This is a genomic window from Actinophytocola oryzae (assembly GCF_004364325.1).
GTDB lineage: Bacteria > Actinomycetota > Actinomycetes > Mycobacteriales > Pseudonocardiaceae > Actinophytocola > Actinophytocola oryzae.
This window is the reverse complement of sequence record NZ_SOCP01000007.1, coordinates 139977-154842: the sequence shown is the minus strand read 5'-3', so window position 1 is coordinate 154842 and position 14866 is coordinate 139977. Positions and strand designations below refer to the sequence as shown.

The 14866-nt window shown below is 73.4% G+C and carries 3 protein-coding genes; all 3 read right to left on the bottom strand.

Translation table 11 applies throughout. From position 1 onward, the window contains the following. Positions 1-26: 26 nt before the first annotated feature. Genes CLV71_RS50155 through CLV71_RS20655 form a run of 3 tightly spaced genes read right to left on the bottom strand, consistent with a single transcriptional unit; the run spans position 27 to position 14856 of the window. A complete protein-coding gene (locus CLV71_RS50155) occupies positions 27-12035 on the bottom strand; it encodes a type I polyketide synthase (protein ID WP_208297642.1) in 12009 nt (4002 codons plus the stop codon). Next, a complete protein-coding gene (locus tag CLV71_RS20660; protein ID WP_133904470.1) occupies positions 12032-13801 on the bottom strand; it encodes a non-ribosomal peptide synthetase in 1770 nt (589 codons plus the stop codon). Before CLV71_RS20660 ends, CLV71_RS50155 begins: the two co-directional genes overlap by 4 nt. After that, positions 13798-14856: a ketoacyl-ACP synthase III family protein gene (locus tag CLV71_RS20655; RefSeq protein WP_133904469.1), complete on the bottom strand. Its 1059-nt coding sequence runs from the start codon at positions 14854-14856 to the stop codon at positions 13798-13800. Before CLV71_RS20655 ends, CLV71_RS20660 begins: the two co-directional genes overlap by 4 nt. Between the last annotated feature and the right edge of the window lie 10 nt (positions 14857-14866).

Below are 14866 nucleotides of genomic sequence, written 5' to 3'. Positions count from 1 at the left end.
CGCCTCGACGAGCTTGTGCGCCGAGGTCATCCCGACTCCTCTTGCCCGGCGCCGAGTGCGAGCCGGACGAGCCGCTCGGCGTCCATGGCGGCGAACTCGTCGGCGGGGTCGCCCGCGGTGGTCCCGGGCGCGGTCGTTCCGGCGAGGTCGAGCAGGACGTCGATCAACCCGGTCTCCCGCAACCGGCTGGTGGGTATCGCCGCGATGGCCGCACGGACACGGCGTTCCTCGTCCTCCTCCGCAGGATCGGCGATGCCGAGCTGCGTGCGCAGGAACTCGGACAGTGCCGCCGGGGTCGGCTGGTCGAAGACGACGGTGGCGGGCAGGCGCAGGCCGGTGCTGGCGCTGAGCCGGTTGCGCAGTTCGACCGCGGTCAGCGAGTCGACGCCCAGCTCGCGGAACGCCTTCGCCGGCTCGACGCCGTCCGGGCCGCCGCGGCCGAGCACGGTGCTCACCTGTTCGCGCACGAGCGTGAGCAGCAGCCGGGTCTGTTCGGCCTCGGTGTGCGTGGCGAGCCGGCGCACCAGCGAGGCCGAGGCGTCCGTCGCGTGCCTTGGCCGGGTCCGGACGAGGCCGCGCAGCACGGCAGGGGCCTCCTCGCCGAGGTCGCGCAGGCCGGCGCGGTCGACGCGGGCCGGCAGCACCACGGGGTCGGACGTGGTCAGGGCGGTGTCGAACAGGCGCAGGGCCTCGGGGGTGGCGAGGCCGGCGAGGCCGGTGCGCCGCAGGCGGGTGCGGTCGGTGTCCTGGAGGTGTCCGGTGAGGCCGCTGCTCTGGTCCCACAGTCCCCAGCCCAACGACAGGGCGGGCAGGCCACGCGCGTGCCGGTGGTGGGCCAGGGCGTCGAGGAAGGCGTTGGCGGCCGCGTAGTTGGCCTGGCCCGCGGGGCCGAGCGTGGCGGCCATCGAGGAGAAAAGGACGAACGCCGACAGGTCCCTGTCCCGTGTCAGCTCGTGCAGGTGCCAGGCCCCGGACGTCTTGGGCGCCAGTACCGCGTCGAGGCGTTCCGGGGTGAGGGACTCGACCACGCCGTCGTCGAGGGTGCCTGCCGCGTGCACGACGGCGGTCAACGGGTGCTCGTCCGGGACGTCCGCCAGGAGTCGTGCCAGCGCGGCGCGATCGGTCACGTCACACGACACGATGTCGACGTCGGCGCCGTGCGCGGTGAGTTCGGCGGCCAGTTCCGCCGCGCCGGGGGTGCTCATGCCACGGCGGCCGGTGAGCAGCAGGTGTCCTACGTTGTGGACGGTGACGAGATGCCTGGCCAGCTCGGCGCCGAGCCGGCCGACACCGCCCGTGATGAGGACGGTGCCCTCCTGGTCGACGCGCTGCCCGCCGGTGCCCGGGGTCGCGGGTTCCAGTCGGGGCACGGACATCCGGCCGGCGCGGACGGCGACCTGCGGCTCGCCGGTGCCCACGGCACGGGTCAGGGTGTCGACGGTGTCCTCGTCGGTGTCCACGAGCACGAACCGTCCGGGGTGCTCCGCCTGCGCGGACCGCACCAGACCCCATGTGGGCGCCCAGGACAGGTCCGGCGACTCCCCGTCGAGCGCGACCGCGCCGCGGGTGACCAGCACGAGACGCGAACCGGCACACCGTTCGTGCGCGAGCCAGGTCTGGAGTGCGGCAAGGACAGCGGCGGTGTCACGGCCGAGTGTCTCGACGCGCACGGCCACGACCTCGGGCACGTCGTCCGCCGCCAGCAGTGACTCGAGGTCCCGGGTGACGACCACGCGGGTCGTGGCGTCGGCCGGTGGCACGGGTTTCCAGCCCAGCCGGAACAACGAGTCCGTGCCGGCGCCGGCCAGTTGGTCCCTCGACGCGGCTCGGAACGTCAGGGACGCCACGGTCGCGACCGGGCCACCCGACTCGTCCGTCAGTTCGAGGCGTGCGCCGCCGTCGTCGGCCGACGTGACGTGGACGCGGAGGTTCGTGGCGCCGACCGACTCCAGGGACAGGTCGCGCCAGGCGAAGGGAAGGGACACGGCGTCGAGTGGCGACCACAGGCTCGCGGCGTGGAGTGCCGCGTCCAGCAGCGCGGGGTGCAGTCCGTAGCCGCCGGTCCGGGTGGTCATCTCGTCGGGCAGTGCCACCTCGGCGTACACGTCGTCGCCATGTCGCCACGCGGCGCGCAGCCCTCGGAAGGCCGGGCCGTAGCGGAGACCCTGGTCGGCAGTCCGGTCGTAGAAGTCGTCGACGTCGATGGGTGTGGCCCCACTCGGCGGCCATGTCCGCTCGTGGTGAGGCGATCTCGGACGACCGGTGAGTACGGCGGTGGCGGCTCGTGTCCAGTCCTGTTCGTGGTCGGTGTCCGGTCTGATGTGGACACCGAGTTCACGCCGTCCGTCCCGGTCTGGGCCGACCCGTAGCTGTAGCTCGAGGGTTCCCTTCTCCGGCAGCACCAACGGTCTTTCTGTGACGAGGTCGGCGATGTGCGCACATCCCGCGTGTGCTCCCGCCTGCCACGCCAGCTCGACGATGGCGGATCCCGGCACCAGCACGGTGCCGAACACGGAGTGGTCGGCCAGCCAGGGGTGGGTCGCGAGGGACAGTCGCCCGGTCAGGACGGCGCCGTCGCCGTCGGCCAACGTGACCGCCGATTCCAGGAAGGGATGTCCGGTCGCCCGGGACGGGGTGGGGAGGGATGGCAGCCAGTACCGTTGGTGCTGGAAGGCGTAGGTGGGTAGTTCGACTCGCCTCGCGCCGCTACCGGCGAACACGGCGTCCCAGTCGAGTTCGACGCCGGCGACGAAGGCCTGTCCCACCGAGGTCAGCATCCGGCGCCGGCCGCCGTCGTCTCGACGCAGCGTGGCCAACAGCGTCCCCGAGACGCCTGCTTCGTCGAGGGTCTGCTGCATCCCCAGACTCAGCACCGGATGCGGACTTACCTCCAACAACGTCCGATGCCCGTCGGCCAACAACACCCGCACCGCCTCCACAAAACGCACCGGCTCACGCAGATTCTCGAACCAGTACCGAGCATCCAGCACAGACGTGTCCACCACCCCACCGGTCACCGTGGAGACAAACGGAACATCACCCGAACACGGCCTGATCTCCGCCAACGACACCAACAGCTCGTCACGGATCTGGTCGACCTGCGACGAATGCGCCGCATAGTCCACCGCGATCCGCCGCGCATCCACACCCGCCGCCACCAACCGATCGAGCAGCTCCACCACCGCATCGGCAGCGCCCGACACCACAACCGACCCCGGCCCATTCACCGCCGCCACCGCCAGATCCCCGGTCAGCCACTCCCCAACCTCACGCTCGGACAACGGAACCGACACCATCCCACCCGACAAACCACGCAACGCCCTGCTCCGCAACGCGACCACGCGTGCACCGTCCTCAAGAGACAGACCACCCGCCACGACCGCCGCGGCGACCTCACCCTGACTGTGCCCCACCACCGCCGCAGGCTCCACACCAAACGACCGCCACAACCCCGCCAACGACACCATCACCGCCCACAACACCGGCTGCACCACCTCGACCCGGTCCAACACTCCCCCACCACACACCACCCCCAACAACGACCAATCCACATGAGGCGCCAAAGCCCGCGCACACTCATCCATCCACGCGGCAAACACCGGGTAGACGTCCAACAACTCCACCGCCATACCCACCCACTGCGAACCCTGACCCGGGAACACGAACACCGGGCGGTCAGCCGCGGCGTTCGGCGAACTGCCGCTCACGGTGGACAAGCCCCTCAGCAACGCGGCCCGATCGCCTGCCACGGCAAAGCGATGCCCGAAGTGGCTCCGCGTGGTAGCCAACGACAGCCCCACGTCCTGCACGCACACCCCTGGGCTCGCGGCCACGAAGGCCGTCAACCGCTCGGCCTGCGCCCGCAACGCCTCCGCCGAGCGGGCGGACAGGACCCACACCGACGGCGCATCCGGCCGTGCCTCGACACCGGGCTCGTGGCCCTCCTCGACGATGACGTGTGCGTTGGTGCCGCTGATGCCGAACGACGACACACCGAACCGGCGGGGCCGGTCCCCGGCGGGCCATGGCGTCCGTTCCGTCAACAGCCGAACGGACCCGGCCGACCAGTCCACGTGCCGTGTCGGCTCGTCCACGTGCAGCGTCGGCGGCAACACGTCGTGTCGCAACGCCATCACCATCTTGATCACACCCGCCACGCCGGCGGCGGCCTGGGTGTGCCCGAGGTTCGACTTCACCGACCCCAACCACAACGGCGCCACCCGATCCCGCCCATAGGTGGCAAGCAACGCCTGCGCCTCGACCGGATCACCAAGAGGCGTACCCGTCCCGTGCGCCTCCACCACATCCACCTCGGACGCGGAAAGCCCCGCGTTCGCCAACGCCTGCCGGATCACCCGCTGCTGCGACGGCCCGTTCGGAGCCGACAGAGTGCTCGACGCCCCGTCCTGGTTCACCGCCGACCCACGCAGCACCGCCAGCACCCGACGGCCACCGCGCCGCGCATCGGACAACCGCTCCAGCACGAGCACGCCCGCGCCCTCGCCCCAGCCGGTGCCGTCCGCGTCCGCCGCGAACGACCTGCACCGGCCGTCGAGAGCCAGTCCGCGCTGGCGGCTCAGCATCACGAACGGACTCGGCGTCGTCATGACCGTCACCCCGCCCGCCAACGCCAGCGAGCACTCGCCACTGCGCAACGCCTGCGCGGCAAGGTGAACGGCGACCAACGACGACGAGCACGCCGTGTCCACCGACACCGCGGGCCCTTCCAGTCCCAGCGCGTACGCCACCCGGCCCGACACGACGCTGCCCGCGGTGCCGGTCGCGAGGAAACCCTCCAGGGCCGCAGGCACGTCCGGCGCACCGCCGCTGTGGTGTGACATCACGCCGGCGAAGACCCCGGCGGGTGTGCCCCGCAGCGAAAGGGGCGGGATGCCCGCCCGTTCGAGTGCCTCCCAGCACACCTCCAGCAACACCCGCTGCCGCGGGTCCATCGCCAGGGCCTCCCCCGGCGGCACACCGAAGAACTCCGCGTCGAAACCGGCGGCGTCGGCGAGGAACCCGCCTTCGCGGACATAGCTCTTCCCCGCGCTGTCGGGATCCGGGTCGAACAGGTCCGCCCAACCTCGGTCCGACGGGAACGGCCCGACCGCGTCACCTCCCGAGACAACCAGGTCCCACAGGTCCTGCGGCGAGGACACACCACCGGGCAGCCGGCATCCCATGCCCACCACGGCGATGGCGTCGTCGGCGCGGGGCACGGGCGCGGTCGGCTCGACGTCGTCCCGTTCGCCGACGAGCTCGGTCCGCAGGTGCCGTGCCAGCTCCGTCACCGTCGGCAGGTCGAACAGCAGCGTCGCGGGAAGACGCAACCCCGTCACCGCGTTCAGCCGACCACGCAGCTCGATCGCGGTCAGGGAGTCGAAACCCAGCTCCAGGAAACCCCGGTCGACGGCGAGCGTGTCACCCGTCGCGTGCCCGAGCACCCCCGCGGCCTGTTCCCGCACCAGCCCCACCAGCGACCGTTCCCGCTCGGCGGCGGGCAGTGACGCCAACCGCGCCCGCAGGTCCGCGCCAGAGGACGAGGTGGCGCTGACCGGCCGAGGCCGGTTGCGAACCAGTCCCCGCAGCACCGGGGGCACCGCGCCCGAGGCCCCCAGCTCGCGGAGGCCGGCCCAGTCCAGCTCGGCAGGCATGACCACGGCGTGGTGCGAAGTCACCGCGTGATCGAACAGCGTCAGCGCACGTGCCGGTGTCATGCCGGCGATCCCGCTCCGGCGCAGTCGGGCGCGGTCGGTGCTCGTCAGGCGGTCGGCCATGCCGTCGGTCTGTTCCCACATTCCCCAGCCGAGCGACAGGCCGGGCAACCCGAGTGCACGCCGGTACTCGGCGAGGCCGTCGAGGAAGGCGTTGGCCGCCGCGTAGTTGCCCTGCCCCGCGGTACCGAGCGTCGCCGCCATTGACGAGAACAGCACGAAGGCCGAGAGCGGCAGCTCCCTGGTCAGCTCGTGCAGGTGCCAGGCGCCGTCCACCTTGGGGCCCAACACCGCGGCGAGCCGCTCGCGGGTCATCGACTCGATCACGCCGTCGTCGAGTACCCCCGCCACGTGGAACACCCCGCACAGCGGCGCACGGTCCGGAATGGACGCCAACAGGGCGGCGAGGCCGGCCCGGTCCGTGACGTCGCACGCCTCGACGCGAACGTCGGCGCCGTGGGCGGCCAGCTCGTCCACCAGCTCCGAGGCACCCGGGGTCGCCGCGCCGCGCCGGCCGGTCAGCACGAGGTGGCGCACACCGTGTGTGGTGACGAGGTGCCGGGCGAGCCGGGCACCCAAAGCGCCTACGCCGCCGGTGACCAGCACCGTGCCGTCCAACGACAGCGTGGCCTGCGCCGGGTCGACCGCCGCGAGCCGCGGCACCAGCAGGGCCCCGTCCCGCACCGCCACCTGCGGCTCGCCCGTCGCCAGAGCCCGTCGCACCGCGGACGGCGACAGCTCGTCCACGTCGACCAGCACGATCCGGTCCGGGTACTCGGTCTGCGCCGACCGGGCCAGTCCCCAGACCGCCGCGGCGGCCGGGTCCACCCCGTCCCCCGGTGTCGCGACGGCTCGGCGGGTGACCAGTACGAGCTTCGCGTCCACGGACTGCTCGCCGGCCACGAAGTCGCGCACCAGGTCCAACGCGCGGTTCGTCACCGCGTGCGCGGCGCCGAGCACGGGTTCGTCGGACATGCACGGCGCCACGACGAACGCCGGGGTGGATCCGTCCTCGATCGCGGCCTGCGGACCGTCGGCGGCGCCGAGGTGCACCAGGCCGGCCACGTCACCGGTGGGGTCGACCCGAACCCAGTCCAGCCGGAACAAGGCGTCGGTCCGCCGCCCGCCGACCTGCTCCGCGCTGACCCGGCGCAGCACCAGCCTGCCGACCGACAGCACGGGCCCGCCTGCCTGGTCGGTCGCCGTCAGGCGCACGGTCTCCGCGCCGGTGCGCGTCACCCGCAGCCGCAGCGCCGTCGCGCCCGAGGCGTGCAGCACCACGTCGTGCCAGGAGAACGGCACGTACGCGTGCCCCTCGTCGCCGAAGAACCCGCCGGGACCCACGAGGCAGTGCAGTGCCGCGTCCAGGAGCGCCGGGTGCAGCCCGAACCCGTCGGACTCGGCACCGCTCGGCAAGGCGGCGGAGGCGAACAGGTCGTCCCCCCGCCGCAGCGTGGCACCAAGCCCTCGGAAGTGCGGCCCGTAGCGGTACCCGCGGCCCGCGAGGTCCTCGTACACCTCGTCGCGGTCGATGTCGGGCACGTCGGCAGGCCACTCGAGGTGCTCGGGCGACGCGGCGGACGGGCCCAGGGTCACACTGGCATGGCGGGTCCACTCCGTGTCGAGTGCCTCGTCCCGGTGGTCCGGCCGGGAGTGCACGGTCATCGACCGTCTGCCGGACTCGTCGGGGGCGCCCACCAGGACCTGGAGCCGCACCGCGCCGCGATCGGGCAGGACGAGCGGCAGTTCGACGGCCAGTTCCTCGACCGCCGTGCACCCCACCTGGTCGCCGGCCCGCACCGCGAGGTCGGCGAACGCGGTCGCGGGCAGGAGGGTGCCACCCAGGACCGAGTGGTCGGCCAGCCACGGGTGGGTGTCGAGCGACAGCAGCCCGGTGAACACCCAGCCACCCACCCCGGGCAGCTCCAGCGCCGCGCCGAGCAGCGGGTGGTCCGGGGTGTTCATGCCCAGCCGCGCGGGCGGGCCGGCGCCGGTCAGGGGCCGCCAGTACCGCTCGTGCCGGAACGGGTACGTGGGCAGGTCGACGCGTCGGGCGCCGCGTCCGCCGAGCACGGTCCGCCAGCGCACGCCCTCGCCGGTGGTGGTGTGGACCGCCGCGAGCGCCGTCAGGACACTGGTCGGCTCGGTGCGGTCCGCACGCAGCAGCGGAACCGCCACGGCGTCCGCCGTCGACCGCTGGATCGCGGTCGTGAGCGCGCTGCCCGGGCCGACCTCGACGAACGTGGTGACACCCTGTGCGGTGAGACGGCGCACCGCGTCGTGGAAGCGCACGGTCTCCCGCGCGTGCCTGCCCCAGAACCCCGGCTCGGCCAGCTCCTCGGGTGACAGCAGCGCACCGGTCAGGCCCGAGACCACCGGGATCGCCGGTGTCGTAACCGTCAGGGTCGCGCCCACCTCGGCGAGGTCGGCGACGACGGCGTCGAGGAGCGGCGAGTGGAACGCGTGCGACACCGCGAGACGGGTCGTGCGCCGGCCCGACTCCGCGAAACGGCTGGCGATCCCGGCCACGTCGTCCTCGTCGCCGGAGACCACCACGGCCGACGGCCCGTTCACCGCGGCCAACCCGACGCGTCCCGGCACGAGCAGCGGCGCGACCTCGGCCTCGGTGGCGGCGATCGCCACCATGGCGCCGGTGGTCGGGAGCGCCTGCATCAGCCGTCCGCGTGCGGCGACGAGCAGGCACGCGTCGGCCAGGGACAGCGCACCGGAGACGTGCACGGCCGTCAGCTCACCGACCGAATGGCCCGCGACCGCCTCGGGGTGGACGCCCCACGACGCCAGTAGTCGGAACAACGCGGTCTCCAGCGCGAACACGGCGGGCTGGCTGAACTCCGTGCTCCGCAACAGGTCCTCGTCCTCGCCCCACACCACGTCCCGCAGCGGACGGGCGAGGTGCCGGTCGAGTTCGGCGGCCACGGCGTCGAACGCCCCGGCGAACACGGGGAACGTCGCGCACAGCTGCCTGCCCATGCCGACCCACTGCGTGCCCTGGCCGGGGAACACGAACCCGACGCGACCGTCGGCCGCGGTGCCGGACAGCACCCCGTCCACCGGGCTGCCGGCGATCAGGGCGTCGAGCCGGTGGCGCAGGTCGGCCCGGTCCGCGCCGACGACCACCGCGCGGTGGTCGAACACCGACCGGGTCGTGGCGAGCGACCACGCCACGTCGGCCGGCGCCACCTCGGGGTTCGCGAGCAGTGCCCGCACCTGGGCGGCCTGTGCCGCCACGGCGTCCCCGGACCGTCCGGACAGGACGACCGGCGTCACCGGCAACGCCTCGCCCGACCGCGGTCGTTCCACCCGCGTCGGCGGCTGCTCGAGGATCACGTGGGCGTTGGTGCCGCTGATGCCGAACGCCGAGACACCCGCGCGGCGGGGCCGGTCCAGCTCCGGCCACGCACGTGCCTCGCCGAGCAGTTCGACCGCGCCCGCCGTCCAGTCGACGTGCGGTGTCGGCTCGTCGACGTGCAACGTCCTCGGCAGCACACCTCGGTTGAGCGCCTCCACCATCTTCATCACCCCGGCGACACCAGCGGCCGCCTGGGTGTGGCCGATGTTCGACTTCAGGGAGCCGAGGAAGAGCGGCGCCGACCGGTCCTGCCCGTAGGTGGCCAGCAGCGCCTGCGCCTCGACCGAGTCGCCGAGCGTCGTCCCGGTCCCGTGTGCCTCCACGACCTCGACGTCCGCCGCGGACAGTCGCGCGTTCGCGAGCGCCTGCCGGATCACGCGTTGCTGTGCCGTGCCGTTCGGCGCGGTCACACCGTTGGACGCGCCGTCCTGGTTGACCGCGCTGCCCCGGACGACCGCGAGCACGGGGTAGCCGTGCCGGTGCGCGTCCGACAGTCTGGCCAGCGCCAGTACCCCGACGCCCTCGGCCCAGCCCGCGCCGTCCGCCGCGGCGGCGAAGGACTTGCACCGCCCGTCCGGGGCCAGCCCGCGTTGCCTGCTGAACTCCAGGAACATCGCCGGGGAGGTCATCACCGTCACCCCACCGGCCAGGGCGAGGGAGCACTCCCCCGCACGCAACGCCCGACTCGCGAGGTGCAGCGCGACCAACGAGGAGGAACACGCCGTGTCCACCGACACCGCCGGTCCTTCGAGCCCCAGCGCGTAGGCCAGGCGGCCGGAGAGCATGCAGCCGAGCGAACCGGTCAGCGCGTGCCCGTCCGTGCCGTCGAGCTCCTGCGACAGCTGGGGAAACCCGCCGACCCACACACCGGTGTCGCTGCCGCGCAGCGAGAGCGGGTCGACACCCGCGCGCTCGACGGCCTCCCACGACACCTCGAGCAGCAGGCGTTGCTGCGGGTCCATGGCCAGTGCTTCCCTCGGCGAGATGCCGAAGAACTCGGCGTCGAAACCCGCGACGTCGGTCAGGAAGCCGCCGTGCCGCACGTAGCTCGTGCCCACGTGCGCCGGGTCCGGGTGGTGGACGCGGTCGAGGTCCCAGCCGCGGTCCTCCGGGAACGGGGACACCACGTCCCTGCCGTCCGCGACCAGCTGCCACAGGTCCGCCGGGGAGGACACGCCGCCGGGGAACCGGCAGGCCATGCCCACGATCGCGACCGGCTCGGCCGTCTCCTCCGCTGTCCGGCGGGGCTCGTTCGGGCCGCCGGGCGGCGGGACCCGTTCCAGCAGGTGGTCGACGAGCGCCGCCGGGGACGGGTGGTCGAACGCGACGGACGTGGGCACGGCGAAACCGCTCGCGGCCAGCCGGTCGCGGAGCTCCACCGCACCGGCGGAGTCGATCCCCAGCTCGCGGAAGGGCCTGTGCACCTCGACGGCCCCCGCGTCCACGTCCCCGAGCACGGCGGCGACGTGGCCGCACACCAGGTCGCGCAGCACGCGACGCCGTTGTCCGTCGGACATGCCCGTCACGAGCGCGGCCTGGGTGGTGTCGTCCGCCCGGCTCCCGAGCCCGGCGACCTCGGGGAGGTCGGCGAACATCGGGTCCGCGGGCGCGAGCTGGACAGTTCGCGCCCAGTCGAAGTCCGCCAGTACGACCGTCCCGTCCCCCCGGCCGAGGATCTCGGCGACACCCTCGGTCGCGCGGTCCGGTGGCATCGGCCGGGTTCCGGTGCGGCGCAGGACACGCAGCGAGGCCGCCCTGCCCTCCGCGCCGGACAGCGCCCACGGCCCCGACGCGATCGCGACGACCGGCAGGCCCAGGCCGCGCCGGTGTTCGGCCAGCGCACGAAGCGACTCGTCGGCCGCGGCGTGGCCGGCCTGGCCGCGCGTGCCGCACACGCCTGCCAGCGAGGAGAACAGCACGAAGCCCCGGAGGTCGCCCGCGCGGGTCAGGTCGTGCAGGTGCCAGGCGGCCGCGGCCTTGGGCTGGAACACCACGTCCAGCTCGCGGACCGTGACGTCGTCGAGGCGGGCCTGCTGCCGGACGGCCGCCGCGTGCACCACGGCGGTCAGCGGATGTGCGGCCGGGATCGTCGCGAGGAGACCGGCCAGGGCCGCACGGTCGGTCACGTCGCAGGCGACCACCGACACGTGTGCGCCGAGGCCGGTCAGCTCCTCGGTGATCTCCCGTGCGCGCGGCGTCCCCAGGCCACCGCGGTTGACCAGCAGCAGCCGCCGCAGGCCCCGCTCGGCGAGCCGGCGAGCGACGGCGGCGCCGAGACGCCCGGTGCCGCCGGTGACCAGCACGGTGCCGTCCTCGGCCCACGACCGGCCCGTGGCACCGGCGGTCCCGGCCCGGACGAGCCGCCGCGCCCACAGTCCGCCGGACCGCACCACGAGCTGGTCCTCGCCGGTGTCGTTGCCGAGGGCCGCGGCCACCAGGTCCCAGTCCGGGGGGTCGGTCACCTCGACGATCCCGCCCCAGAACGCGGGGTACTCGTGCGCCGCCACCCGCAGCAGGCCGCGCAGGTGCGGCTGGTCGCGGGTCACGCTCCACAGCGGCCTCCGGCTCCCGTTGTCCGCCAGCGCCTGCACGAGGGTGACGGTCGCCGCGCAGCCCGGGGTCAGACCCTCGGGGTTGCACCGGGCGTCGAGTCCCAGCAACGACACGACCCCTGCCGCCGCGCCGCGCAGCCGGGCGGCCAGGCCGGTGCGGGACATGTCCGCCGCCAGCACCACCGGTTCGACCTCGGCGCCACGACCGGCCAGCCCGGCCACACACGCGGACACCGTGTCGTCGTGGCAGTCGGCGGGCACCACGACCAGCCAGCGACCCTCCAGTGCGGCGCCGTCGGCACGAACGGGCCGCGACGTCTCGCGGTAGCCCCAGTCCCGCAGCGTGGACAGCCGCGACTCGCCGTCCGCCCAGTCGATCCATCCTCCCGTGGCCGTCATCTCCCGGCGATCCACTCGGCGACGGCGGCGGGGGTCCTGCCGCGGAACACCACCCGCATCGGCACGCGGACGCCGTGGACGGCGTTGATCCTGCCGATGAGCTTGAGCGCGGTGATCGAGGTGAGCCCCAGGTCGATCACGTCCGAGTCCTCGGTCGCCTCCCGCCCCGTCAGCTTCGTCAGCTCGGCGAGCACCGTCGTGAGCGGGGTCACGCGGACCGGCGCCCGCTCCGCCACAGTGGACAGCAGGGCGGCGACCGCGGGGAGGTCGGCCTTCCCGTTGGCGTTGCGGGGAAGCGTGTCGACCCGTCGGATGACCTTCGGCACGAACGGACCGGGCAGCGCGGCTCCGACGGCCTGTCGGACGACCTCGGGTCCGGTGCCGTCCGGCGCCGTGTAGACCAGTCCGAGCATGTCCGGCGCCTCGGGCGGCACAGGCACGGCGAGTGCCGAGGTCACCCCGTCGAGCGCCATCGCGGCGAGTTCCACCTCGCGTGGTTCGACCCGCAGGCCGAGGATCTTCACCTGCCGGTCGCGCCGCCCCTCGAAGCACAACCGCCCGTGCGCGTCGATCCGGCCGTAGTCGCCGGTCCGGTAGACCCGGACGTCCGCGCCGTGCTCGCCGAGGGGTGCCACCGCGAACCGGGTGGCCGTCTCGGCCGGGTCTCCCAGGTAGCCGAGGGCGATCCCGTCGCCGGCCACCACGATCTCACCGACCTCGCCCGACGCGACGGGCACGAGTGACGCGTCGACGACGTGGACGCTCGTCGCAGGCACCGGGCGCCCGACGGGCAGGTCCCGGCCGAAGTCGTCGTCCGGCGTGACGTGGTGGACGGTGACGCAGATGGTGGCCTCGACCGGGCCGTAGATGTTGAACACCGTGGCCCCGGGATACCGGTCGAGGTAGGCCTTGAGGTGTGCCGGGGAGACCCGCTCACCGCCGAGCACCACGGTGTCCAGGCCCGCGAGGCAGTCCGGTTCCCCGGTGACCGCGTCGTCGAAGACGGTGGGGGTCAGGAACACCGTGTTCACGCCGAGCCGCACGGCGGCGCGGAGGTCGTCGTGGGAGAAGTAGGTGCTCTCCGACAGGACGGTGACGCCGCCGTGCAGCAGCGGCCCCCACAGCTCCAGCGCGAACGTGTCCCAGGCCGGGGAATGCGCCTGCAGCATCACGGTCTCCCGGTCGAACCGCAGGACCGGGTCGAACACGACGCGGATGACGCCCAGGTGCGGGGCGACCGCGCTCTTCGGCTGTCCCGTGCTGCCGGAGGTGAAGAACACGCAGCACGCGTCCCGCAGATCGCCCAGCTCGTGGCCGTCCGCCCGGGGGAGGGCGTCGAGCGGGGCGGCGTGCAGCAGGCGGGGGCTCGTCATGGGCGTCGCCGCGTCGAACCGGTCGTCGGGCCGGGTCACGCACAGCCTGCTCCCGGTTCGTGCCAGGACGTCCCGGCGGCGGTCCACCGGCCAGTCCAGCGGCATCAGTGTGTAGATCGCACCGGCCCGCAGCACTCCGAGCACCACGCAGACCATGTCGATGTCACGGGGCAGCTGTACGGCCACGACGTCCGACGGGCCGATGCCCGCCGCCGTCAGCGTCGCCGCGATCCGGTCGGCACGGTCGACCAGCTCCCGGTAGGACACCGTCTCGTCGCCGCACCGGACCGCCGTCAGGTGCGGTCGCTCCTCGGCACGCCTCGCGACGATCTCGTCGATGCGGCGACCGGGGTGCGGCGTCAGCGCCGCGCCGGCCAGTGACGACGGTGTCATGCCGGGACCTCCGTGCCCTCGGTCCACGACGGCAGCTCGAGGATCCGCAGCACGGCGGTCGTGGCGGTCATGCCGGATCCCCACGACACCAACAGGACGTGGTCACCGGGTCGGAGTTCGCCCGCCCCGAGCAACAACTCCAGCGAGACGACGTGGTCGCACGGGCCGATGTGGCCGACCGAGCGGCCGACCTCCCAGTTGGACCGTTCGACCGGGACACCGAGCGTGTCACCGATCGACTCCTCGTAGGCGTACCGCGCCGTGTGGAAGGTGATCAGCCGCCGGATGTCGGAGATCTCGAGCTTGGCGTCGGCCAGCGACCTCGACGCCAGCGAGCGGCAGTGGTCCGCGAGGTCGTCCAGCCAGTCCTGCATGGGCACACCGGTCGCCTGCGAGTGGTCCACGGCGCGCCGCACGAGGTCGAGCGACCAGTCGTCGGTCGCCGTGGGCGGCATGAGCGTCGCGGTGCCGCGGGCCCAACCCTCGACCTCCGGCATCGTCCGCGAGTTCACCGACAGGACCTCGGCGAAGCCGTGCTTCCTGGTGACGACCATCGCGGCCGCGCCGTCACTGAGCACACTCTGCGGGCCTGCCTGGTGCCAGCGGTCGACCAGGGGCGTCGCGTAGTTCGCCGCCGACGTCACCAGCACGGCTTCCCGCTCCGCGGCACCGGTGAGCTGTCCGATCGCGAGCTCCAGACCGGTCAACATCCCGTTGCACTCCTGGGCGACCTGCACGGAAGGCGCCTGCCCGAGGCCGATCCCGCGCATCAGATAACCGGTGGCCGACCATCCTGGCGGGCCCTGGTAGTACGCCCCGCCGTGCACGAGGTAGCCGACGGAGGCGCGGTCGACGGAGGCGCGCGCCATCGCCTGTCTGCCCGCCGCCACCGCCATGTCCAGCGCCGAGACCCCGGCGCCGACATACGTGCGCGTGAAGCCCGTCTCGGCCATCAGCTCGGCCTCGTAGTGCCCGTCGGCCACCGCGTCCCGGACCTCGACCGGTGTCGGCAGGTGCACGCCGATCGAGTCGAGGTAGATGTCGGCCAGCCGCACGGGTTTCCTC